We start from the raw sequence: 23,077 nt of genomic DNA, 5'->3' as shown, positions 1-23,077 counted from the left end.
TGCTATATATTATAACTCTTGGAATGTTTGAATAATTAGGTAAATATTTAGAATGCTAAGTATAATGATTAAACACCATGATATGATATTGACCCATAATTTATTTTTAAATTGTCCCATCAAACGTTTGTCATTCGTTGATAATTGAAGTGGAATGAGTGAAAATGGTAAAGCTAAACTTAAAAATACTTGTGAAAATACTAATAATTGTTCCATTTTTGCTTCATTACTATTAAAGACGATTAAACAGATAATGATAGGTAATATCGCAATTAAACGTGTAATCAATCTTCGTAACCAATTTGGTATTTTTAAATTTATAAAACCTTCCATGACGATTTGACCTGCCATTGTTCCAGTTATTGTAGAATTTTGACCTGACGCAAGCAGTGCGATTGCAAATAAAGTACTCATAATTGCACCTAACGACGCACCTAATAATGGTTGATTCTGTAATGCATTATATAAATCATAGAATCCACCTAATTGCTCTGTATTTACACCAAAGAAAAGCGCTGCGCCTAATAATAGTAATAAACAATTCACGATGAATGCAATTGATAATTGTATATTTGAGTCCATTGTTGCATATTTGATTGCGTGTGCTTTTGATTGTGTGCTATTGCGATCATACATACGTGATTGAACGATTGATGAATGTAAATATAAGTTGTGCGGCATAATTGTCGCTCCGATAATACCTAATGCAATAAAGAGTGCACCATTATCTGTAATAATTGTTGAACTCGGAACAAAACCATTTAATACTTCAGTAACGTGAGGTGATGCAATAAATACCTCGAAAACAAAAATAACAAGTACTGTGAATATAAGTGTTCCCACAATGGCTTCGATTTTTCTAAAACCAAAGCGCATAATAAATAGTAATAAGAAAACATCAAATACTGTGATTAACGCGCCTACAAGAAGCGGAATACCAAATAATAAATCTAAGGCAATGGCACTACCTATAACTTCTGCTATATCTGTCGCGATAATTGCTAACTCAGCAATGATCCAAAATACAAATGCAACGGGTTTATTTAAATAGTGTTTAGTAGCCTGAGCTAAGTCCATACCTGTTGCTATTCCTAACCTTACTGTCATACTTTGTAATAACATTGCTGACAGACTAGAAAGTAAAATCACGAATAGCAAAATGTATCCAAACTGCGCGCCACCTTGCATAGAAGTAATCCAATTACCTGGGTCCATATAGCCAACAGCGACTAATAAACCTGGCCCTAAAAATGAAAATAATTTTTGGCTAAATTTGCCATGAGTATTGATGGAAACCGTATTATTAATTTCATCTAAACTCTTATTATGGGTTTGAACATGATTTTTCAATACCCCCACCTCCATATTCATTTATTAACACTTTATAGATTACTCCAAAATAATTATTAGGTCAACCTAAAAAATACATAGAGAATAAATTTCTTGGCTACATTAAAATTTGAATAGGGGCTATTGATTAATTAGTTTGATCATTATACGAGATGATTTTTAATTAAATGCAATTTTGATATGATAGAGGAAAGTATAATCTAAGGAGGAAGTCGATGAATAGGAAACCTGAACGTATCATGGCGTGGATTGCAAATGGTCTTAGTATACTGTTTCTATTATTAATGGTTCTAGTCTTTTCATTTATGAATGTACCAGAATTTAAAGAGGCATTTCATCAAATGAATCAGCAACAAGGACTAGAAATGTCGATGGAAACATTTAAAACATCTATTATGTTTCAAGGCGTTTTATTAATTATTTCTACGATACTTGGTATATTGGGAACTTTTATTATCAAAGGAAATCGTGTGTTGGCTGCTTGTGTTTTTATAATTGCAGCAATCACTAGTATATTTTCCGGGAATTTTGTTGCGCTCATTTTGTGGTTTATTGTTGGTATCATGTTATTCGTCAAAAAGGATAAGCGCTTTGATCATCACAAAGGTATTGTTTCAAACGATAACGCTAATGATACGCATAATGCCAATCGAACTGAGGACATGGATCCAGATCGTGAAATGAAACAGAAGAAAGATAATGATCCTTATATTTATTAAGTATCATTAAGCAACATACAAAATATCATGATTTAAATCTGTGTTAATAAATAGCGTGATAACGCAAAAAAACAACTGACCTATACGATTCTAATGTCACCTTCATAAATGAGTTATATAACTCATTTATGAAGGTACGACAATGTATGAGGTCAGTTGTTTTTATTTATAAAATTTTAACAGTTGTTCAAACGTTTCTTCTAAGAAAGATAGGAAAGCTTTATCATTTTTAAGGTGTTCTGAATTTGGTGACAAAGTGCGAGCAACGAAAAATTCACCTTTTTTCACTTCTTTAACGCGCTTAAACGCTTTGAATAAATCTTCGTCAGTCATATTGTGGATATACGTTTTTTCTTGACTCATATGGTCTAAACTCACGCTATAATCTGAAGGTAAATTTCTCAATGCATCGAATTGATCTACAAAAGCTTGTACTTGTTGCGCTTTATCCTTGGCTTCATGCATCACACCATACATAACGAACAATTGATTTTCAAAAAGGCCTATTTGAAAATGTGGTTGCATTTTATAACCACGATTATTTGTTGCAAAAGCGACCCAAGTATCTTTGGGTGGATTGACACTTCTACGTGCATGTTTAGCAACATGTGGATAGAAAATTTCGCCAGTAGCAGTTTCCAAGTATTGTGCGAAGTAGTCACCCAAATGATTTAATTGTGGTCTAACGCGTTCGTTGAGTGCTTCCATTCTTGCATCAAGACCATCAACAGTGAATGCTTTAAAATTCTTAGGTTTAAATGTATATTTAGTCATTTGGTCCTCCTATAATCATTCTATACGTTTGTATTGTAGCATAATATAAACATTGAAACATTTGCTTTGCTCTATACCCTTATGATACTGAATAAGTGATATCTAGTGCGTGTATACAACGAGTAAAAAGGGTAATTATAATAGATAAATCATACTTAGATGAAATTTAATGCTTGATTATTGAAGTATTTAATAAATTGTTGGCTAATATCTTTTTAAGTATTAACTAATGTATAATAAATAGTGAACAAGGAGCTGATACAATGACTGTTTATGAATTTGCAAAAGGCCTTATATTAGAAGCAGGAATCAATGTAAAAAAAATAATGAAACAAGACATTAAGATTGAGACAAAATCAAATCCTAATGATCTAGTGACGAATGTGGATAAAGCTACGGAGAAATATCTTTTTGATAACATCAAGCAAACATACCCGAATCATTTAGTTATAGGTGAAGAAGGACATGGACATGAGCTGAAAGACGAGGCAGGGGTAGTTTGGGTTATCGATCCAATTGATGGTACGTTGAATTTTGTACATCAGCAAGAAAATTTTGCAATTTCAATCGGTATCTATAATGATGGGAAACCATATGCTGGCTTTGTTTATGACGTTATGAACGATGTATTATATCATGCTAAAACGGGTGAAGGCGCATATGAAAACGGTAATTTGTTACCAGCAATTTCTTCCACACAACTAAAAACGAGTATTATTGGTATTAATCCCAATTGGCTAACTAAACCACGCTTAGGTGAAATGTTTAAACCCATCGTAAATGAAGCAAGGAGCGCGCGTGCCTATGGTTCTGCAGCGTTAGAAATCATACACGTGGCAACTGGTAAATTAGGTGCATATATGACACCTAGATTACAACCATGGGATTTTGCAGGTGGTTTGATTATCTTAAATGAAGTGGGGGGCGTCGGCACAGACTTATTAGGAGAACCCTTATCCATATATGAACCGAGTTCGATTATAATGGCAAATAAGGATTTACATTCAGAGTTAATAGATAACCATTTCAAAAAAAATTATGAAATAGTTCAATTATTACAGCAAAAATTAAAAGCTAAAAATGATTAGCTAAATCGATTTTTAAAAATAAAAAAGCGTCTCACTCCTACTTAGAAGAGTGAGACGTATTTATGAATATATGTTAAATCAACATGAAATTATAGCCAATCATTTTCACGATATTTCTTTTTCAACGTGAAACCGTAACCAAATGTTGCAATGAATAATATAAATGTTAAAATCATGAATGGAACATTTGTAGCAGCTAAACTGAAGCTAAATAAAAGTAAAAATACTATAGCAACCACAGCGAGTACCCAAAATATTGCTTTTGATTTTTTTTGTTGCATCCCTACCACACCTTTATAGTTTTCTTTAACCAATTATATGATATAATAAAAAAGTTGCAAAGAAAAGTGGGAATTTACTCGAGAAAGGAAATTGTATAAAAATGACTAAAATAAGAGAAGATGTTCGTAATATAGCTATCATTGCTCACGTTGACCATGGTAAAACGACACTTGTAGACGAATTGTTAAAACAATCAGGAATTTTCCGTGAGAATGAGCACGTAGACGAAAGAGCAATGGATTCAAATGATATTGAAAGAGAACGTGGTATCACTATCCTTGCGAAAAATACAGCAGTAAATTACAAAGATAATCGAATTAATATATTAGATACACCAGGACATGCTGACTTCGGTGGAGAAGTAGAACGTATCATGAAAATGGTTGATGGTGTTGTCTTAGTAGTAGATGCATATGAAGGTACAATGCCTCAAACACGCTTTGTTTTGAAAAAAGCATTAGAACAAAACTTGAAACCAGTTGTAGTTGTAAATAAAATTGACAAACCAGAAGCTAGACCTGAAGGTGTAGTTGATGAAGTTTTAGACTTATTTATTGAATTAGAAGCAAACGATGAACAACTTGATTTCCCAGTTGTATATGCTTCAGCAGTGAATGGTACTGCAAGTTTAGATCCAGAAAAACAAGATGAAAACATGCAATCATTGTATGAAACAATCATTGATTATGTACCAGCTCCTGTAGATAATAGAGATGAGCCACTTCAATTCCAAACAGCACTATTAGACTATAGTGACTATTTAGGACGTATTGGTGTTGGTCGTGTATTTAGAGGAACAATGCGTGTCGGTGACAATGTATCATTGATTAAATTAGACGGATCAATTAAAAACTTCCGTGTAACAAAAATCTTTGGTTTCTTCGGTTTGAAACGTGAAGAAGTTAATGAAGCATATGCCGGGGACCTAATTGCTGTATCAGGAATGGAAGATATTAACGTTGGTGAAACAGTAACGCCAACTGATAACCAAGAGGCATTACCAGTATTAAGAATTGATGAACCAACACTAGAAATGACTTTCAGAGTAAACAATTCTCCATTCGCAGGTCGTGAAGGTGATTACGTGACTTCACGTCAAATTCAAGAACGTTTAGATCAACAATTAGAAACAGACGTTTCTTTAAAAGTTACACAAACTGAATCTCCAGATAAATGGATTGTTGCAGGTCGTGGTGAATTACACTTATCTATATTAATTGAAAATATGAGACGTGAAGGTTTCGAATTACAAGTTTCTAAACCACAAGTTATCTTAAGAGAAATTGATGGCGTACAATGTGAGCCATTTGAACGTGTACAATGTGAAGTACCACAAGAATATACAGGTGCTGTGATTGAATCATTAGGACAACGTAAAGGTGAAATGTTAGACATGGTCACTACAGACAATGGCTTAACACGTATTATCTTTATGGTACCAGCGCGCGGATTAATCGGTTATACTACTGAATTTATGTCTCAAACACGTGGTTATGGTATTATTAACCATACATTTGAAGAATTTAAACCACGTGTTAAAGGCCGTATCGGTGGTAGAAGAAATGGCGCATTAGTATCATTAGATCAAGGTAAAGCAAGTTCATATGCACTTATGGGCTTAGAAGACCGTGGTGTAAACTTTATGGAACCAGGTACTGAAGTTTATGAAGGTATGGTTGTTGGTGAACATAACCGTGAAAATGACTTAACAGTTAATGTAACGAAAGAGAAAAACCAAACTAACGTACGTTCTTCTAATAAAGACCAAACAGTTACAATGAAACGTCCAAGAACGTTAACACTTGAAGAAGCTTTACAATTTATTAATGACGATGAACTTGTAGAAGCTACGCCAGAAAACATCCGTATTAGAAAAACAGTATTAGAGAAAAATGCACGTGAAAAAGAAGCGAAACGTATTAAACAATTAATGCAAGAAGATGAATAATAAAACGTTTTTTTTCTAAAACATTTTAATTTAAATATAAGAGGACTCATTCGTATTAAGGATGAGTCTTCTTTATATTTAAAATATTAATATTTTAACCATCTCAGGCTTGTAAGATAGACGAGCTTATAGTCTCACACGCTTACTATTGCTCTGGGCGTCAGCAAGTTATGTTATGATTCAAAATACGCATATTAATATTCAAAAAATAAAGGCACCTCATTTTAAAATTACCATTAAATAATTTAAAAATGAGGTGCCTTATTAATTAGAGACATTTATGTCACGGATGCTTTATTGGGTTGTTAGTATATTATTATCATATTTTAAGAAACGTTTTATTACATATTTAACTGTTTAACGATGATTATACGTTGTATCTTGATTACGTTGTTTTGGTGTATCAAGTCTACTTTTACATTCATCACACATAAACGTATGCATTGGATCGTTACGTAATCTTTTGGCTTCTAATGTATTTTGATCTATGAACACTTCCGTATCACAAATGATACATTTCACTTTCTTCATAACTAGATCACCTCTATACCAGTAACATATTGAAACTGATAAGAATATCCTTCTTCAGGAATATAAACAAAGCTATCAACAGAATAATCCTCATATAATCTTTTACCATCTTTGGCGAATTGGAAAAAGAGGTAAGGTAACAAGTCGATTGGTATTTCAATTGACTCATTATCATTAAACAAACGTATTGTGGTTGCATTATCATGAGGTTCAGCATTTTTGAAAAATGGTGTCATATTGATAACAAAAGATTTTTCTAATACTGCGCGTCTTTTATATTTAATTTCTGAATTTAGAGTTGGCGGATTCGTTTGACCTTCTAGAATGGCCCTATTCCATTCGCGATTATCGTCAAAATTGATTGGCTTTGTGCCGTCAAAAACGCCTTGTTCTAAATCTTCAATTTGTACTTTTCTGTCATCAAAAATCCAAGTCGTACTATCTAGCGTAATTGGAAATTTAACTTCACCCTTAATTTGAATCATAATCCCACTCCTATTGGCATAAATTACAAATATCTATAATCATTTTATTGAAAAAATTTTAGTGATAAAAATGACTTTTTTGTGAACAAAACACTTATCTATGTTACATTTAATTCAAGTTTAGCAGAGCTAAAAAATAAAAATCATTAAACCGTTTTCAAGTAATGGCCTGTATAAAGGCACATTGATTATAAATAAGAGTAAATTAAATTATCGTTACTATTAATATTATCACAAATTAGACAGTAACGTATATTCTTGAATTCACTTGCTTTTTACTATTTAGTAAGATACACTCTTCTTATAAAGTTACAATTGATAGGGGGAGTATGTCTTGGAAAAAAATCAAAAAATTAACAATGCGGCATATGACCAATTGAATAAAGATGCTGATAGGATTCTCCAACTTATTAAAGTACAAATGGATAATCTTACATTACCTCAATGCCCATTATATGAAGAAGTACTTGATACACAAATGTTTGGATTACAAAAAGAAGTGGATTTTGCTGTACAACTTGGTTTAGTTGACAGAGAAGTGGGCAAAGAATTAATGCTTCGTTTAGAAAAAGAACTTTCTAAATTGCATGATGCATTTACTAATGTTTAATTTGGTTACAGTAGGTAGATTTATTTCTGGAAACATAAGATTCCAAAATTGATATATAAACTTATATAGGAATTTATTATTTAAAACTACATAAGTATTGTGAAAGTGGCTGGGACATCAATCATTTGTTGATCATTTCTTAGCCACTTTTGTCGTGCTTTAAAAAAATAACTCAACAATAAAATAAAATAATGATTATTAGTGTTATATTTGCTCGAGAAATTGTTACAATGTTTGATATAATGTTAAAAGTAAAATTTATTTTTATCAAACGATTACCGTAAAAGGATTACGGATGATTCAAATCACTTTTATTAAATACAGTTATCGAATTAACAAATAGAATATTAAAAATTAGAATTGGATGATATGTCATATGAATAACATAAAACGGTTTTTTCGATATATAAGTAAAAATGCCAAATATATCGATTATCCACTCGTAGTTACATATTTATTATTATGTCTAATTGGTTTGGTTATGGTATATAGTGCAAGTATGGTTGCTGCTACAAAAGGATCGTTGACAGGTGGCATATCCGTACCAGGTACGTACTTTTATACAAGACAATTAATGTACGTGATAATGAGTTTAGTTATAGTATTTTTCATGGCATTCTTCATGAATGTTAAATTATTAGAAACAATTAGATTTCAAAAATGGATGATGATTGGCATCATTATTTTACTTGCTGCAACACTAGTTGTTGGTAGTAATATCAATGGTTCAAAAAGTTGGATTAATTTAGGTTTTATGAATTTACAAGCTTCTGAATTGTTGAAAATTGCAATCATCTTATATATTCCTTATATGATTGAAAAGAAACGACCAAAAGTATTTAAACAGCCAAAATTAATGACTTCACCAATTATTTTAGCAGGATTGTGTATCGCATTAGTGCTGTTACAGCGCGATGTCGGACAAACATTATTGATCATGATTATATTCGTTTCAATACTTTTCTATGCTGGTATTGGTGTCCAAAAATCCATTAAATACGGTCTGTTAATTATAGTAGGTGTCGTTATTATTGGCTCGCTCTTCTTAATTATTGGTTTAGTACCAGATTACTTAACAGCAAGATTTAGTACGTTAACAAATCCATTTAGCCAAGAATCAGGTACGGGGTATCATATTTCTAATTCCCTAATTGCCATCGGAAATGGTGGCTTGCTAGGTAGAGGCCTAGGCAATAGTATCATGAAATTAGGTTATTTGCCTGAACCACATACAGATTTTATTTTTTCTATTATATGTGAAGAATTAGGTTTAGTAGGTGGCCTTGTAGTCATTTGTTTACTATTCTTTATCGTCTATAGAGCCTTTGAGTTAGCTAATAAGACAAATTCTTATTTTTATAAACTCGTATGTGTTGGTGTAGCTAGTTATATAGGAAGTCAAACTTTCGTTAATTTAGGTGGTATTTCAGGTACAATTCCTTTAACAGGGGTGCCATTACCATTTATCAGTTTTGGTGGTTCATCTATGATTAGTTTAAGTATCGCTTTAGGTTTATTACTTATTACCGGTAAACAAATAAGAATAGAAGCTTATAGAAAAAAACAAGCGAATAAGAAAAAGACTCATATTGGAATGACTAGACGGTATTAATAAAAAACTAAATTCAATGTTTAATAATCAGTAAAAGGATTTAAAGGCAAACATTTTAACTTTTAATAGTTGAAATGTTTGTCTATTTTTTTACAATTTAAACCTAATTTTGAAATACTTTTTACAGATAGATATAATGATAATAAAAAGTTATCAATAGTAATAACTTTTTATTAATGTTAATACGTGATATAATTTTCTTCTAAGCTTGTTATAGTAAGGCTTTCGATTTATTCGGAAGAAGTACATTTAAATTATAAAAATTTTAAAATTTAACATCTTATAAATAGTTTCAAGATAAAACTTAATAATTTATTACTGTATACATTGTTCGTATTTTGCTATAATGAAAATCATATCTAACTTTTTAGAAAATTCAAAATTTAAGGGGGACCATGATGTGAAACAAATAAACAAGCTTTTGGTAGCCAATCGTGGTGAAATAGCAATAAGAATTTTTAGGGCAGCGACAGAATTAGATATTAAAACAGTTGCAATTTATTCAAATGAAGATAAAGGATCTTTACATAGATATAAAGCAGATGAATCTTATTTAGTAGGCAAAGATTTAGGACCTGCTGAATCTTATTTAGATATAGAAAGAATCATTGATGTTGCTAAGCGTGCAGATGTAGATGCGATACATCCTGGTTATGGCTTTTTAAGTGAAAATGAAACATTTGCTCGTAGATGTCAAGAAGAAGGAATTAAATTTATTGGTCCACGTGTTGAACATTTAGACATGTTTGGCGATAAAGTTAAGGCAAGAACAACAGCAATTAATGCGGATTTAAGAGTCATTCCAGGTACGGATGGTCCTATTGATAATCAAGAGGATGCGATTGCATTTGCTAATGAAGCAGGTTACCCATTGATGATTAAAGCGACAAGTGGTGGCGGCGGTAAAGGTATGCGTATCGTACAATCGGAAGATGAATTAGAAGACGCATTCCATCGAGCTAAATCTGAAGCGGAAAAATCATTTGGTAATAGTGAAGTATATATTGAAAAATATATAGACAATCCGAAACATATTGAAGTACAAGTTATCGGTGATGAACATGGTAATATCGTACATTTATATGAACGTGATTGTTCTGTACAAAGACGACACCAAAAGGTAGTAGAAGTGGCACCTTCAGTTGCATTGTCAGATGATTTAAGGGAACGTATCTGTGAAGCAGCAATCCAATTAATGGAAAATATTGAATATGTCAATGCGGGTACGGTGGAATTCCTTGTATCGGGCGAAGAATTCTACTTCATTGAAGTTAATCCGCGTGTTCAAGTGGAACATACGATTACTGAGATGATTACAGGTGTTGATATCGTTAAAACACAAATACTTGTTGCTGATGGTGAAAATCTATTTGACGAAGAAATAAGTATGCCAAGTCAAGCAGATATTAAAACATTAGGATATGCGATTCAATGTCGTATTACTACTGAAGATCCAACAAATGATTTTATGCCAGATACTGGACGTATCATAGCTTATCGTTCAAGCGGTGGTTTTGGAGTGAGATTAGATGCTGGTGATGGGTTCCAAGGTGCAGAAATTTCACCTTATTATGATTCGTTATTGGTAAAATTATCTACACACGCTATGTCTTACAAACAAGCAAATGAAAAAATGGATCGTTCATTACAAGAAATGCGAATCCGTGGTGTGAAAACCAATGTTCCGTTTTTAATTAATGTTATGAGAAATGAGCAATTTAAAACAGGTGATTATACTACTAAATTCATTGAGCAGACACCTGAGTTATTTGATATTGAACCGACATTAGATAGAGGTACAAAAACGTTAGAATATATTGGTAATGTTTCGATTAATGGATTTCCAAATGTAGAAAAACGACCTAAACCGATCTATGAAACATCGCCAATTCCACAAATCCCTAGAAAAGAAATAGCAAAATTAGAGGGAACGAAACAAATACTGGATACTAAAGGACCTAAGGCAGTAGCAGAATGGTTAAAAGAGCAAGACGATGTATTAATCACCGACACTACATTTAGAGATGCGCATCAGTCATTATTAGCTACACGTGTGAGAACAAAAGACATGATGAATATTGCTTCTAAAACAGCTCAAGTAATGAAAGACAGCTTTTCATTAGAGATGTGGGGCGGTGCAACTTTTGATGTTGCGTATAATTTCTTGAAAGAAAATCCATGGGAACGCTTAGAAAGATTAAGAAAAGAAATTCCAAATGTTTTATTCCAAATGTTATTACGCGCCTCAAATGCTGTTGGATATAAAAATTATCCAGACAATGTTATAAAAAAATTCGTTAAAGAAAGTTCAGAAGCTGGCATAGACGTGTTCCGTATCTTTGACTCTTTAAATTGGGTTGATCAAATGAAAGTGGCCAATGAAGCTGTACAAGAAGCGGGTAAAATTTCGGAAGGGACGATTTGTTATACAGGAGACATATTAAATCCAAATCGTTCGGATATTTACACTTTACAATACTATGTTGATATGGCGAAAACACTTGAACGTGAAGGATTCCATATATTAGCGATTAAAGATATGGCGGGATTATTGAAACCTAAAGCTGCCAATGAACTAATTGGAGAATTGAAAGCTGCGGTTGATTTACCAATTCACTTACACACACATGACACAAGTGGAAATGGTTTATTAGTGTATAAACAAGCTATAGATGCAGGTGTAGACGTCATTGATACTGCAGTAGCTTCTATGAGTGGTTTAACAAGCCAACCAAGTGGCAACTCTTTATATTATGCATTAAATGGATTTGATAGAAATATGCGTGCAGATGTAGATGGTATGGAAGAGTTATCACACTATTGGGGTACAGTACGTCAATATTACAGTGATTTTGAAAGTGATATTAAATCACCTAATACTGAAATTTATAAACACGAAATGCCTGGTGGTCAATATTCGAACCTAAGCCAACAAGCTAAAAGTTTAGGATTAGGCAATCGATTTAATGAAGTAAAAGAAATGTATAGACGTGTGAACTTCTTATTTGGTGATATTGTTAAAGTAACGCCGTCATCTAAAGTTGTAGGTGACATGGCATTGTACATGGTACAAAATGATTTAGATGAAGATACTATTATAAAAGATGGCTATAAATTGGATTTCCCTGAATCAGTTGTGTCATTCTTTAAAGGTGATATTGGACAGCCAGTTAATGGTTTCAATAAAACGTTACAAAAAGTTATTCTCAAAGGGCAATCTGCCATTACAGATCGACCAGGGGAACATTTAGATCCTGTTGATTTTGAAGCAGTAAGAAAAGAATTAGAAGAAAAACAAGAGAGAGAAGTAACAGAACAAGACATCATAAGTTATGTGCTATATCCTAAAGTTTACGAACAATTTATAGCAACACAAGAACAATTTGGAAATGTGTCTCTTTTAGATACGCCAACATTCTTCTTTGGTATGCGTTCAAATGAAACGGTTGAGATTGAAATTGATACAGGTAAACGTTTAATCATTACACTTAAGACAATTACGGAACCAGATGAAAAAGGTATACGTACAATCTTTTATGATATGAATGGTCAAGCGCGACGTATCTTTATTCAAGATGAAAATGTTAAGGCGAATGAAAGTGTTAAGCCAAAAGCAGATAAATTAAACCCAAATCATATTGGTGCACAAATGCCAGGTTCAGTTACGGAAGTGAAGATTGCTGAAGGAGAATCTGTAACGAGTGGTCAAGCGTTATTGATTACTGAAGCTATGAAGATGGAAACAACGATTCAAGCACCGTTTGATGGCGTTGTTAAAAAAGTTACAGTACAAAGTGGTGAAGCAATTGAAACAGGCGACTTATTGATTGAAATTGAAAAAGAACCTGTTGATTAGTTTAAAAATAAAAAGCAAGCTCAGTTTTCTTAAAAACTGAGCTTGCTTTTTATGTGATTATATACCCAAAACGTTAATTATCCGCCACTTCGAATTGTACGTAACATTAATATGATAAAGTATGCGATTAATCCGAAGAGTAATGTAATAAACAATGCATGTAACAATGCGATGAATAAATTAACTTCAGTAATAATGGATAATGCGCCTGTTGTTACTTGTAAGATAACTAAAATAAATGCCGCTGTATAACCGTAACGAATTGTACGATTTTCTCTATAATTGTTTACGGCGTGGATAAATGTAATTAAAATCCAAATAAAGGCAATGAGTGCCATACCTCTATGTGTTAAATTTACCCAATCCTGAACATTATGTGGCATTAAATCATTAAACGGTAATGGCCATTGACCATACGCTAAACTTGCTTCTTTATGTCTTACTAAAGCACCTGTATATATCGTCATATAAACAATGAGTGCCATAATCCATGTATAAATTCTCAATGGTTTTCTAATAAACAATTCATCAGCTTCATATTTACGGTCAACTTCATATATAATTAAAGTTAATACAAATACAGATGAAAAGGAAATTAAAGAGATACCAAAGTGAAGTGCTAATACATATGCATTTTGTTGCCACATTACTGCTGCCGCACCAACTAAAGCCTGAATTAGTAAGAAACCAACACTAATACAAGATAATGGTTTAACTTCTTTGATATAACCAATATGTTTCCAAGCAACAATAACCAACCATAAAACGACAATTAATGATAAGCCAGATACTGCACGATGACTTAATTCAATTAATGTTTGAATTGGTAAATTTTGAGGTAAGAACGCGCCATGACAAAGTGGCCAGTCAGATCCACAACCATCTGCTGAACCTGTTTTTGTTACTAACGCGCCACCAAGTTGAACAAAAGCCATTATGACTGTTGCTAACACAGATAACCATTTAAGGTTTTTTTTGCTAAACAAGAATAAACCCCCCACTTTAAAAATATAATAATGAAAATATTTAATTACGCCCAGTAGTGCTAAAAGCAACTTAGGTATACATAATGATACATCTCATTCATATATTTTTATATGTTCATAAATCTTAAATTTTATTATAACAATAAATAGCAAATAAAATGTGTCACAAAAATGACTTTTTGCTAATGTCGATAAAGTGTCACAAATATCTTTACATTAATGTAGTCAATCGAACAAAATTAATATATCATTGTATTATATGAAAAAAATAGGAGGGAAATTATGAACAAAGAACAAACTTTGGCGCATAATTCTAGCCGTGTAACTTTTAAAGAGTTACAGCAAATCATCAAAATGGGCTTGGTTCAAGGGAATTTAATTCCTGCATTTGCTGGATCATGGTTAGCGATTGTGTTGGCAAATCATTCCTTCCTCTCGTCAATACCACAAATCTTAATGATGTTAGTGGGCTCTACGTTAATTATGGGGGGCGCATGTGCTTTAAATAATTACTACGATCAAGATATTGACAGTATCATGCCAAGTAAACAACAGAGACCTACAGTTAATGAAAGAATTTCAAATAGAAATTTATTAATTCTCAGCTTTGGAATGATGCTCATAGGGGAAGCATTACTATTTGCACTCAATATACCTTCAGGCGTTATTGGTCTATTGGGCATTGTTGGTTATGTATCATTTTATTCAATTTGGTCTAAAAGACATACGGTTTGGAATACAGTCATAGGCAGTTTTCCAGGAGCAGTTCCACCGCTAATTGGTTGGACAGCGATAGAAGGAAATATAAGCTTAGTAGCCGTTGCACTATTCTTAGTTATCTTCTGTTGGCAACCGATTCATTTTTATGCTTTAGCAATTAAACGTAAGGATGAATATTCATTAGCAAATATACCAATGTTACCATCAGTTAAAGGATTTAATCGTACGAGAGTAAGTATGTTTTTCTGGTTAGTTGTCTTGTTACCACTACCATTCTTATTAAGTAGCTTAGGTGTTACATTTATTGTGTTAGCTACTTTATTAAATTTAGGATGGCTGTACTTAGGATTAACAAGCTTCAAAAAAGATACAGATCAAACAAAATGGGCAACAAAAATGTTTATATATTCACTAAACTATTTAGTCGTTTTCTTCGTACTCGTTGTTGTCATCTCGCTCATTCAAATGTTTTAATAACTTATGATAAGGATGTATTATATGAACTTACCAATTTTACCCACAATCAGTACAAGCTTTATTGTAATTAGTGCAATCCTTATTGCAATAGGTTGGCGTCAAATATGGAAAAGAAAAATTGAAAGTCATAAAAAGGTAATGTTGGCTGCAGCATTTTTTGCACTAGCATTCTTTATCATTTATGCTTCAAGAACAATTTTTATAGGTAATACTGCATTTGGTGGTCCAGATTCTATCAAAATTTATTATACAATTTTCTTGATTTTCCACATTAATTTGGCAACAATCGGGGGCATTTTAGGACTTGTACAAATCATTACCGCCTTTAAAGATAAATTTAAGGTACATAGATTTGTTGGACCTATAGCATCGATTGTCTGGTTCTGTACAGCTATTACAGGTGTAGCTGTATACCTATTGCTTTACGTATTATATCCAGGTGGCGAGACAACATCGCTACTTAAAGCAACGTTTGGATTATAATAATCATAAATAAAGCGTTAGTTTTTTAAAAGGCATATAAGAGGAGTCATCTCAATGAGATGACTCCTCTTTGTTTTGAATAGCTAACAAGACAATTAGCGTTCTGTATATCTTTTTAAGTGCTTGGCTGTAAGCGACGCATTTATTTGAAGTAAACCTTGAGGTTCCCCTTGATAAAGTAATTGGCCTCCTTTTTCACCTGCAAATGGTCCGATATCAATAATCCAATCAGCATAAGTCATCATCGTTAAATTATGTTCTATAATAACAACTGTATTGTGTTCATCGATGAGTCGTTTAAAGCAATCTATTAATATGGGGATATCATCTTCATGTAAACCAGTCGTTGGTTCATCAAAAACAAAGATATGTTGGTGGACAGTCTTTGTTAAGTATTTACTTAATTTGACTCTTTGTACTTCGCCACCAGACAATGTATCAAGTGTTTGTCCCAATGTCATATAGTTTAAACCAGTTGATTTTAAAGCTTGGAGTGGTTGAGCGATATCCTTATTTTTATTGAAAAAGGTGATTGCTTCATCAACCGTTAATGCTAAAATATCAGCAATATTATACCCCTCCACTTTAGCATCTAACACTTCTGGTTTGTATCGTTTACCATGACAAACATCACATGTTTGTGTGAAATCTGGCATAAAGGCTAGCTCTGTTTTGATAATGCCTCTACCGTGGCATTCAGGACAAGCACCTGCAGAATTATAGCTAAACAACGATTTCTTTAAACCGGTTGCTTCACAAAAATATGAGCGCACATCATCAAATATATTTAAATAAGTCAATAAATTGGAGCGACTCGAAGCATGCGCTGGTTTTTGGTCTATAAAAATGGTATCTGCTAGCGCTTCTAAACCTGCATGGATTAACGAACTTTTACCAGAACCCGCAACACCAGTTACGACAGTCATAGCTTGTTCAGGCAGTGTCACAGTCATATTCTTAATATTGTTACGAGAAACATTCTTTAAATTTATGAAATTTGAAGCGCTTAAATTCGGTGATTTTAATTGGTGCGTTCTGCGTAAAGCATCACCAGTATGTGTTGTTGAATTGAGTAACTCATGATAACTACCTGTAAAAGTAATGTCACCACCATATTTGCCAGCTAAAGGACCTAAATCAATAATATGATCGGCTATTTTTATAACATCTGGGTCATGTTCGACTACTAAAACTGTATTCCCTTTATTTTTCAAGGACAGAATAATTTCATTAATACGCTGAATATCTTCTGGATGAAGTCCAATACTCGGCTCATCAATAATATATACTAAATCACTCAACGCACTGTTTAAATGTCTAATGAGTTTAATTCTTTGTGATTCTCCACCTGATAAAGAGGTGGTTTCTCTAGATAAAGTTAAATAATTTAAGCCGATATAACTCAATGATTCTAACTGCTGTTGCAATGGTTCAATAATGACATTTGCTTTTGGTGAATCAATTTTTTTGATGAATTTTAAAGCATCATCAATTGATAAATTTGTAAAATCAGCAATATCTAAGTTATTGATTTTACACTTTAAAACTGAAGTGCTCAGTCTTTTTCCGTGACAAGTAGGGCATTTTTTAGAAGTAACCACTCTATCAATCGCTTCTTTAAATTTATTTTTTTCAAAGTTGTCATTCAATAAAAATGAACGTCTAAATCTATGGATGAGACCTTCAAATTTTGCAGTCTTAGGCCAGTTTTCTGGTGGGTGTTTAATTTTCATTGGCTTAGCGTACAAGAAGGTATCTAGTTCTTCTTTGGTAAAATGTTTTAATTTTTTATCGTTGTCAAACAAACCAGAATATAAATAGCGTTTTCCTCGCCAACTATCTGGTCTGAAAGAAGGGAAACGTATCGCATCTTCATTGAGCGATTTATTAAAATCTAATAATTCATGTAAATCAATGTCCTCAACGTAACCAAGCCCTGAACAAGTTTCACACATACCTTTAGGATTATTAAATGAAAAGATATCTGAGTAACCAACAAACGGTTTGCCAATTCGTGACCAAAGTAATCTCACAGATGCATAGATGTCCGAGATTGTACCGACTGTAGAGCGAGAATTTCCACCTAATCTTTTTTGATTTATAATCATTGCCACTGGTAAATGTTCGATTAAGTCGACCTTTGGTTTTGAAAATTGAGCTAGTTGATGTTGTATGTATGTTGAGTAAGTTTCGTTTAAAAGCCGTTCTGATTCTGCGGCAATTGTATTAAGCACTAAAGAAGATTTTCCTGAACCCGAACGCCCAGTAAAAACAGTTATTTGATGTTTAGGTATATCAACAGAAATATTTTTTAAATTATTTTGCTTTGCGCCATGTATGCGTATCATTGACATGCATTTTCACCTCTTATTTCATAGTATACCCAAAGTTGAGTTGTGTATTACCTTAATTTGTAATAGAGCGTAATATGTTGAAAATCTGTCGTATTTTACAATATACTTCTAATATTACGACGGCATGCCTTGTTTGTGATATATTGAAACATGTACAATAAATGAAAGAGAAGTATAGGTGGGTGAGCGATGAAAAAATTAATAATTAAAATTATTGGTGTACTGTTATTAATATGTTTCTTGATTTACCTTTTTTACTCACCACGTTTAAAGTTTGATGTTTTGGAGAATCCTAATAAAGATTCAACGAAGACTACTCAAAATGAAAATATTAATAAAAATGAGGAATCAGTTGAAAATCCGATGCCAAAAGAAGGTATCGGTACGTGGGTAGGTCAAAACCTAAAAAAACTTACAAATACATATGGGCAAGCTGAACGGGTTTATTCATATAAAGGTGATTTTAAAAATTATATATTTAAAGAGCATAATCAATATTATCTTGTTACAACAAAGCATAATATTATTAAATCTGTGTACGCAACTGGTAAAGATGCAAAAGTTGATCCATTAAAGATTTCCGATAATGCATCACATGTTTTTGAGAAATACAGTATTAATCCTGAACCAACGATTAAAGTTGATGGTAAAGAATATGAACTTGAATTATCTGATTTAGATATGAAGACGCAAACACTTATAAAGTTTAAAAATATTTATGCACAAATTTATATTGACCAACAATCAAATGAAATTGTAGCTGTTAGATATTTAGATAGCGAAGCCTTAGCAGCCTTTAAACCATATCAAATGTTAAGTTCTCAAGAAGATAAAGAAGTTCAAAGTGAGCATGATGATTTGCCCTATGAGCAAAATTCAAATCAATTGATGACATTATATGAAATTACAAATGAAATGAGAAAGTTAAAGGATGCCAAGCCACTTAAAATTAACAATGATATAGCTCATATTGCATCATTTAACTTGTATGAAGCTACGGGGACTGATAGTGTTGAATTTACAGAAGATGCTTTAAAACAACAGTTGAATGAACAAAAAATATCATTTGTCTCCACGAGTCAAAACGTAGGATATGATTTTAATGAAGTACCTACGTTGATTCATAGTTGGTTAAATTCGGATATCCATAGATCAAGGATGTTAAATTCAAAATATAATGAAATGGGTGGCGAAGTAACAAATGGTTATTACACACTTATTTTCGTAGAGGATAAATAGAAAGGAGATGGACGACGATGATTACAGAAGAAACTTTAACAGTGCTAGATGAAATAGAAATGCTCAGTGATAAAATATTACAATCTCGATTATATAAAGCATACAAGACAGCTGAACAGACATTAGCCAATGATGATGAAGCGCATCTACTTTATCAAGCTTTCTTAAAATCTAAAGAAAAATATGATGAAATTATGCGGTTTGGTAAATATCATCCAGATTATCAAAGTGTCATGTTAGAAACACGTAAACGTAAACGTGCATATGAAATGCTTGATGTAGTGATGGATTATAAACAAAAAGAAGTTGCTTTGCAGGAATTGATAGATCAAGTTATTGTGAAAATTGCTTACGCAGTTTCTGAGAATGTGAAGATTGAAGCGGGCAATCCATTTTTCCAAAAAGAATCAGGTGGTTGTGCCACTGGCGGTTCATGTGGTTGTTCATTATAAAAGATAGATTGGAAATTTTAAGAGAATAGTAAAGGAGGCAGAGCGCTAACAGGACTCTGCCTCCTTTTTTGTGAATTTAATCAGATATTGAAATCATTGTAAATAGCACTTGTCGTTTATTTTATAATATTTATTTGGGATACGTATTTTTAAATCTTTCTGCTAAATCAGGTCGATCAGTGACTAAGGTATGTGCACCATAAAAGATTAAATCATTCATCATATCTAAATTGTTAACACCATAGTAGCCTGGAACAATATTTCGTTCGTTTAACCATTGTATAAACTTGGGCGATGTTAGCTTAATCCCGTTAAAAGAAACAGGCATTTGAAACGTATTCGCACGAGGTTGGAAAGTATTGCCAAGACCTGTGAAGAATTTCAATACGCCTTCAGCTACTTCATTTTGACTTGCACCAATCGCCACAGTACCATGGCTAATTATATTAAATCTTTCAATTTGTTGACTGTGAAAACTTGTCACTAAAACGCGTTTTTGTGCATGGTGTGCAACGATGACTTCATAAATGATTTCTGGCGCTAATTCACCTTCTTTGCTTTTGGGCTCATCTTTTAAATCCACATTAATTAATTGATTTGGATAATGTTTTAATAATTCATCAAATGATAATATTTTGGCATCTTCATGTCCACGATAAACTTTAGTACCATTAATATCGGTGAATCGATAACCTGCATCTAGTTGTTTTAATTCTGCTAAAGTATGTTCAGATACTTTACCTGATCCATTTGTAGTACGATCAACAGTAGCATCATGAAATACTACAAGTTTATGGTCTTTCGTAAGTCTGACATCTGTTTCAAAACCATCTATATCATGTGCGACTGCATTATCAAAAGCAAGCTTAGTTTGCTCTGGTCTGACAGCCATACCACCTCGATGTGCAAAAATATATGGTGCAGTTCTAGAAAAGAAAGGTGGTATACTTTGATTATGCGGTTGTGTTTTATATTTATTAATAAAAATTAAACTTCCTACCAAACCGACTGTGCCTAAAAATCCAGCTTTAATTATGTTATTAATTTTTGTCACGAGCCTTCCTCCTCAAATTTGGGTATATAGAGTAATATAGCAAAAGTTCATGCTACATCAAAATAATTATTATTTATAAAATGGAAAAGCCATGATATTATATAATAGCTAATAAATGGAGTGATGAATAAATGAATATTGTACCAAGAACAAGTATAATTATATATCTAAAACATATGAAGCATGAAAGACAAGTACGTAAATTCGGGCATATTGTCAGTACTAATAGACAAGAGAGATTTGTTGTCATGTACATTAATGAAGACGAAGCGGATCAAATTGTTGATAAATTAATGAGATTAAAATACGTGAAGCATGTTGAAGGTTCACCTTATAAATATTTGAAGAAAGTTTATGAGAAAGAACAGCATGAAGTTTTATAATATGAACTTAACGATACTGCTGCATACTGACTGAAGCAGTTGCTATATCAGCGTTAACAATAGGGAAGCCACAATAGTATATGCAATAGCTATAGTGGCTTTTTGTTATATTATTGCAAAGGTGGAATCCATCTTTGTAAGCGCAAGACACTTGTTAAATAATTAAAATATAATTCAGTGTCGTGAAATCGTTCGGCGGGCTGGACGTCAACAGCTTTTATATTGACGTGATATTTTTCAGCCTGGTTATTTATCAGTTCAAATTTTTTATTGGAATCAGGGTAAGGGTATTTCACTGCGTTAAGCATAATATACATTGCTTGGAAATGTTGTTCACTGGTTGGTTGCATGATGATAGCGACAGATGAACGTGCGTGTGCACAATTTGGAGAATGAAAATAAACGATATGTGCTATACGTTGGTGGTTATATTCTATTAATGTATTAAATTCGAATAAATCTGTAAGGCCTTCTCCGAGCTTTATAAATGATTGTTTCAAAATACGATGCCTCCTTATCTGCAGTATGCATTATATAAAATATATTTTGAGAATGGAAGTGTAAATCATATGAGAGTAATTTCTGGAATACATAAGAGTAAGGCGCTTGAGAGTTTAGAAGGACGCAATACTAGACCGACAATGGATAAAGTAAAAGAAGGTATATTTAATAGTTTACACGAAGTTTCTGGCATTGGTCTTGATTTATTTGCTGGTAGTGGAGCACTTGGAATTGAAGCATTATCTCGAGGCATTGACCAAATGATATTTGTTGATCAAAATTTTAAAGCTGTAAAAGTCATTAAAGCAAATTTAAAAAACCTTAATATTGATACACAAGCAGAAGTATATAAAAACAATGCTGATCGTGCTTTAAAGGCCTTAGCCAAACGAGAAATACAATTTGATGTAATATTTTTAGATCCTCCTTATGAAAAAGGGTTAATTGATGAAGCATTGGAAGGTATTGCAAAGTTTAATTTATTAAAAGAAAATGGTATTATCGTTTGTGAGTTTAAACATCATGAAAAAATCAAAACGGAGCCATTCCATGAGATAAAACGTTATCATTATGGTTTGACAGACACTTTGTTATTAAAAAAAGGAGATTAATATGTCTACAACTAAAGCAGTCATTCCAGGAAGTTTCGATCCGATTACATATGGTCATATCGATATTATAGATAGAAGTGCGGATCGCTTTGATGAACTACATATTTGTGTATTGAAAAATAGTGGTAAGTCAGGCACATTTTCAATAGAAGAACGTATCGCGCTGATTGAAGAATCAGTGAAACATTTGAATAACGTAACAGTTCATCATTTCAATGGTTTATTAGTCAATTTTTGTGACAAAATTGGAGCAGAAACGATTATAAGAGGATTAAGAGCTGTGAGTGATTTTGAATATGAATTAAGACTTACATCAATGAATAAAAAATTAAACAGCAATGTAGAGACAATGTATATGATGACGAGTACAAATTATTCATTCATCAGTTCTAGCGTTGTGAAAGAAGTTGCAGCATATAAAGCAAACGTTTCAGACTTTGTACCTGTACATGTTGAAAAAGCGTTAAACGAAAAGTTTAAAAAATGATAAAGAACCACTTACCAACTTGTTGGTTAGTGGTTCTTATGCAATTGCAAGGCAATTGTAAACCAAAGTAGCTTA

The 23,077-nt window shown here is 32.6% G+C and carries 22 protein-coding genes; 13 read left to right on the top strand and 9 right to left on the bottom strand.

Annotated elements, in window-relative coordinates:
- Window positions 1–9: 9 nt before the first annotated feature.
- Window positions 10–1,365: an Nramp family divalent metal transporter gene (locus tag KA893_RS02645; protein WP_075339806.1), complete on the bottom strand. Its 1,356-nt coding sequence runs from the start codon at window positions 1,363–1,365 to the stop codon at window positions 10–12.
- Between the two features lie 200 nt (window positions 1,366–1,565).
- Here KA893_RS02645 and KA893_RS02640 point away from each other — a divergent pair, with 200 nt between their 5' ends.
- The gene (locus tag KA893_RS02640; protein WP_002483665.1) at window positions 1,566–2,069 is read left to right on the top strand and encodes a DUF4064 domain-containing protein; all 504 of its coding nucleotides are present in this window, start codon (window positions 1,566–1,568) and stop codon (window positions 2,067–2,069) included.
- A 162-nt stretch (window positions 2,070–2,231) separates the two neighbouring features.
- On the opposite strand, the gene KA893_RS02635 is transcribed toward KA893_RS02640, so the two are convergent.
- Window positions 2,232–2,843, bottom strand: coding sequence for a YktB family protein (locus tag KA893_RS02635; RefSeq protein WP_002483664.1), 612 nt, complete (start codon window positions 2,841–2,843; stop codon window positions 2,232–2,234).
- A 263-nt stretch (window positions 2,844–3,106) separates the two neighbouring features.
- Here KA893_RS02635 and KA893_RS02630 point away from each other — a divergent pair, with 263 nt between their 5' ends.
- On the top strand, window positions 3,107–3,931 hold the full coding sequence (locus KA893_RS02630) for an inositol monophosphatase family protein (RefSeq protein WP_194375924.1): 825 nt from the start codon (window positions 3,107–3,109) through the stop codon (window positions 3,929–3,931).
- Between the two features lie 89 nt (window positions 3,932–4,020).
- Here the strand turns inward: KA893_RS02630 and KA893_RS02625 are convergent, their stop codons facing one another.
- Complete coding sequence (locus KA893_RS02625) at window positions 4,021–4,212, bottom strand: DUF5325 family protein (protein ID WP_037538825.1); 192 nt, start codon at window positions 4,210–4,212, stop codon at window positions 4,021–4,023.
- Between the two features lie 101 nt (window positions 4,213–4,313).
- Between KA893_RS02625 and typA the strand changes: the two genes are divergently transcribed.
- Window positions 4,314–6,161: a translational GTPase TypA gene (gene typA, locus KA893_RS02620; protein WP_002483661.1), complete on the top strand. Its 1,848-nt coding sequence runs from the start codon at window positions 4,314–4,316 to the stop codon at window positions 6,159–6,161.
- A gap of 357 nt (window positions 6,162–6,518) precedes the next feature.
- Here typA and KA893_RS02615 read toward each other — a convergent pair whose 3' ends face one another.
- On the bottom strand, window positions 6,519–6,692 hold the full coding sequence (locus tag KA893_RS02615; RefSeq protein WP_011303405.1) for a DUF2197 domain-containing protein: 174 nt from the start codon (window positions 6,690–6,692) through the stop codon (window positions 6,519–6,521).
- A gap of 2 nt (window positions 6,693–6,694) precedes the next feature.
- Window positions 6,695–7,177, bottom strand: coding sequence for a hypothetical protein (locus KA893_RS02610; RefSeq protein WP_002483659.1), 483 nt, complete (start codon window positions 7,175–7,177; stop codon window positions 6,695–6,697).
- A gap of 334 nt (window positions 7,178–7,511) precedes the next feature.
- Between KA893_RS02610 and KA893_RS02605 the strand changes: the two genes are divergently transcribed.
- From KA893_RS02605 to KA893_RS02595, 3 genes are all read left to right on the top strand, one after another.
- Window positions 7,512–7,787: an Fpa/YlaN family protein gene (locus KA893_RS02605; protein ID WP_069821869.1), complete on the top strand. Its 276-nt coding sequence runs from the start codon at window positions 7,512–7,514 to the stop codon at window positions 7,785–7,787.
- Between the two features lie 376 nt (window positions 7,788–8,163).
- On the top strand, window positions 8,164–9,399 hold the full coding sequence (ftsW, locus tag KA893_RS02600) for a cell division peptidoglycan polymerase FtsW (protein ID WP_011303404.1): 1,236 nt from the start codon (window positions 8,164–8,166) through the stop codon (window positions 9,397–9,399).
- 400 nt (window positions 9,400–9,799) lie between these two features.
- Window positions 9,800–13,255 carry a pyruvate carboxylase gene (locus KA893_RS02595; RefSeq protein ID WP_164972027.1) on the top strand — a complete coding sequence of 1,152 codons (3,456 nt, stop codon included), beginning with the start codon at window positions 9,800–9,802 and terminating at the stop codon, window positions 13,253–13,255.
- Between the two features lie 77 nt (window positions 13,256–13,332).
- Here KA893_RS02595 and KA893_RS02590 read toward each other — a convergent pair whose 3' ends face one another.
- A complete protein-coding gene (locus KA893_RS02590; protein ID WP_011303402.1) occupies window positions 13,333–14,241 on the bottom strand; it encodes a COX15/CtaA family protein in 909 nt (302 codons plus the stop codon).
- Window positions 14,242–14,523: 282 nt separating this feature from the next.
- Here KA893_RS02590 and cyoE point away from each other — a divergent pair, with 282 nt between their 5' ends.
- Together cyoE and KA893_RS02580 are read left to right on the top strand one after the other, a co-directional pair.
- On the top strand, window positions 14,524–15,435 hold the full coding sequence (gene cyoE / locus KA893_RS02585; RefSeq protein WP_002483654.1) for a heme o synthase: 912 nt from the start codon (window positions 14,524–14,526) through the stop codon (window positions 15,433–15,435).
- 24 nt (window positions 15,436–15,459) lie between these two features.
- Window positions 15,460–15,921, top strand: coding sequence for a DUF420 domain-containing protein (locus KA893_RS02580; RefSeq protein WP_011303401.1), 462 nt, complete (start codon window positions 15,460–15,462; stop codon window positions 15,919–15,921).
- A 95-nt stretch (window positions 15,922–16,016) separates the two neighbouring features.
- On the opposite strand, the gene KA893_RS02575 is transcribed toward KA893_RS02580, so the two are convergent.
- Window positions 16,017–18,275, bottom strand: coding sequence for an ATP-binding cassette domain-containing protein (locus tag KA893_RS02575; protein ID WP_069821871.1), 2,259 nt, complete (start codon window positions 18,273–18,275; stop codon window positions 16,017–16,019).
- Between the two features lie 189 nt (window positions 18,276–18,464).
- Between KA893_RS02575 and KA893_RS02570 the strand changes: the two genes are divergently transcribed.
- Entirely contained in the window at window positions 18,465–19,514 is a 1,050-nt protein-coding gene (locus KA893_RS02570) for a CAP-associated domain-containing protein (protein WP_037538811.1), read from the top strand.
- A gap of 17 nt (window positions 19,515–19,531) precedes the next feature.
- Entirely contained in the window at window positions 19,532–19,966 is a 435-nt protein-coding gene (locus tag KA893_RS02565; protein ID WP_002483650.1) for a YlbF/YmcA family competence regulator, read from the top strand.
- Between the two features lie 130 nt (window positions 19,967–20,096).
- Here the strand turns inward: KA893_RS02565 and KA893_RS02560 are convergent, their stop codons facing one another.
- Entirely contained in the window at window positions 20,097–21,020 is a 924-nt protein-coding gene (locus KA893_RS02560) for a glycerophosphodiester phosphodiesterase family protein (RefSeq protein WP_069825779.1), read from the bottom strand.
- Window positions 21,021–21,151: 131 nt separating this feature from the next.
- Here KA893_RS02560 and KA893_RS02555 point away from each other — a divergent pair, with 131 nt between their 5' ends.
- Window positions 21,152–21,403, top strand: coding sequence for a YlbG family protein (locus KA893_RS02555; protein ID WP_037538808.1), 252 nt, complete (start codon window positions 21,152–21,154; stop codon window positions 21,401–21,403).
- Window positions 21,404–21,513: 110 nt separating this feature from the next.
- Here the strand turns inward: KA893_RS02555 and KA893_RS02550 are convergent, their stop codons facing one another.
- Window positions 21,514–21,903, bottom strand: coding sequence for a DUF7147 family protein (locus KA893_RS02550; RefSeq protein WP_011303395.1), 390 nt, complete (start codon window positions 21,901–21,903; stop codon window positions 21,514–21,516).
- A gap of 69 nt (window positions 21,904–21,972) precedes the next feature.
- Between KA893_RS02550 and rsmD the strand changes: the two genes are divergently transcribed.
- Both rsmD and coaD read left to right on the top strand, forming a co-directional pair.
- Window positions 21,973–22,515, top strand: coding sequence for a 16S rRNA (guanine(966)-N(2))-methyltransferase RsmD (rsmD, locus tag KA893_RS02545; protein ID WP_041079088.1), 543 nt, complete (start codon window positions 21,973–21,975; stop codon window positions 22,513–22,515).
- Between the two features lies 1 nt (window position 22,516).
- The gene (coaD, locus tag KA893_RS02540; protein ID WP_002483646.1) at window positions 22,517–23,002 is read left to right on the top strand and encodes a pantetheine-phosphate adenylyltransferase; all 486 of its coding nucleotides are present in this window, start codon (window positions 22,517–22,519) and stop codon (window positions 23,000–23,002) included.
- Window positions 23,003–23,077: the final 75 nt, after the last annotated feature.

Origin of the sequence: Staphylococcus sp. GDY8P126P (genome assembly GCF_017891965.1) — a bacterium.
Lineage (GTDB): Bacteria > Bacillota > Bacilli > Staphylococcales > Staphylococcaceae > Staphylococcus > Staphylococcus saprophyticus.
Note: the sequence above shows the minus strand (reverse complement) of the source record. Positions and strands in the feature narration are given on the sequence as shown.

What these genes read in the sequence shown, in the direction of transcription:
- KA893_RS02645 (WP_075339806.1), bottom strand. Translation starts at nt 1,365, where the DNA reads ATGGAGGTGGGGGTATTGAAAAATCATGTTCAAACCCATAATAAGAGT.
- KA893_RS02640 (WP_002483665.1), top strand. Translation starts at nt 1,566, where the DNA reads ATGAATAGGAAACCTGAACGTATCATGGCGTGGATTGCAAATGGTCTT.
- KA893_RS02635 (WP_002483664.1), bottom strand. Translation starts at nt 2,843, where the DNA reads ATGACTAAATATACATTTAAACCTAAGAATTTTAAAGCATTCACTGTT.
- KA893_RS02630 (WP_194375924.1), top strand. Translation starts at nt 3,107, where the DNA reads ATGACTGTTTATGAATTTGCAAAAGGCCTTATATTAGAAGCAGGAATC.
- KA893_RS02625 (WP_037538825.1), bottom strand. Translation starts at nt 4,212, where the DNA reads ATGCAACAAAAAAAATCAAAAGCAATATTTTGGGTACTCGCTGTGGTT.
- typA (WP_002483661.1), top strand. Translation starts at nt 4,314, where the DNA reads ATGACTAAAATAAGAGAAGATGTTCGTAATATAGCTATCATTGCTCAC.
- KA893_RS02615 (WP_011303405.1), bottom strand. Translation starts at nt 6,692, where the DNA reads ATGAAGAAAGTGAAATGTATCATTTGTGATACGGAAGTGTTCATAGAT.
- KA893_RS02610 (WP_002483659.1), bottom strand. Translation starts at nt 7,177, where the DNA reads ATGATTCAAATTAAGGGTGAAGTTAAATTTCCAATTACGCTAGATAGT.
- ftsW (WP_011303404.1), top strand. Translation starts at nt 8,164, where the DNA reads ATGAATAACATAAAACGGTTTTTTCGATATATAAGTAAAAATGCCAAA.
- cyoE (WP_002483654.1), top strand. Translation starts at nt 14,524, where the DNA reads ATGAACAAAGAACAAACTTTGGCGCATAATTCTAGCCGTGTAACTTTT.
- KA893_RS02580 (WP_011303401.1), top strand. Translation starts at nt 15,460, where the DNA reads ATGAACTTACCAATTTTACCCACAATCAGTACAAGCTTTATTGTAATT.
- KA893_RS02575 (WP_069821871.1), bottom strand. Translation starts at nt 18,275, where the DNA reads ATGTCAATGATACGCATACATGGCGCAAAGCAAAATAATTTAAAAAAT.
- KA893_RS02570 (WP_037538811.1), top strand. Translation starts at nt 18,465, where the DNA reads ATGAAAAAATTAATAATTAAAATTATTGGTGTACTGTTATTAATATGT.
- KA893_RS02565 (WP_002483650.1), top strand. Translation starts at nt 19,532, where the DNA reads ATGATTACAGAAGAAACTTTAACAGTGCTAGATGAAATAGAAATGCTC.
- KA893_RS02555 (WP_037538808.1), top strand. Translation starts at nt 21,152, where the DNA reads ATGAATATTGTACCAAGAACAAGTATAATTATATATCTAAAACATATG.
- rsmD (WP_041079088.1), top strand. Translation starts at nt 21,973, where the DNA reads ATGAGAGTAATTTCTGGAATACATAAGAGTAAGGCGCTTGAGAGTTTA.
- coaD (WP_002483646.1), top strand. Translation starts at nt 22,517, where the DNA reads ATGTCTACAACTAAAGCAGTCATTCCAGGAAGTTTCGATCCGATTACA.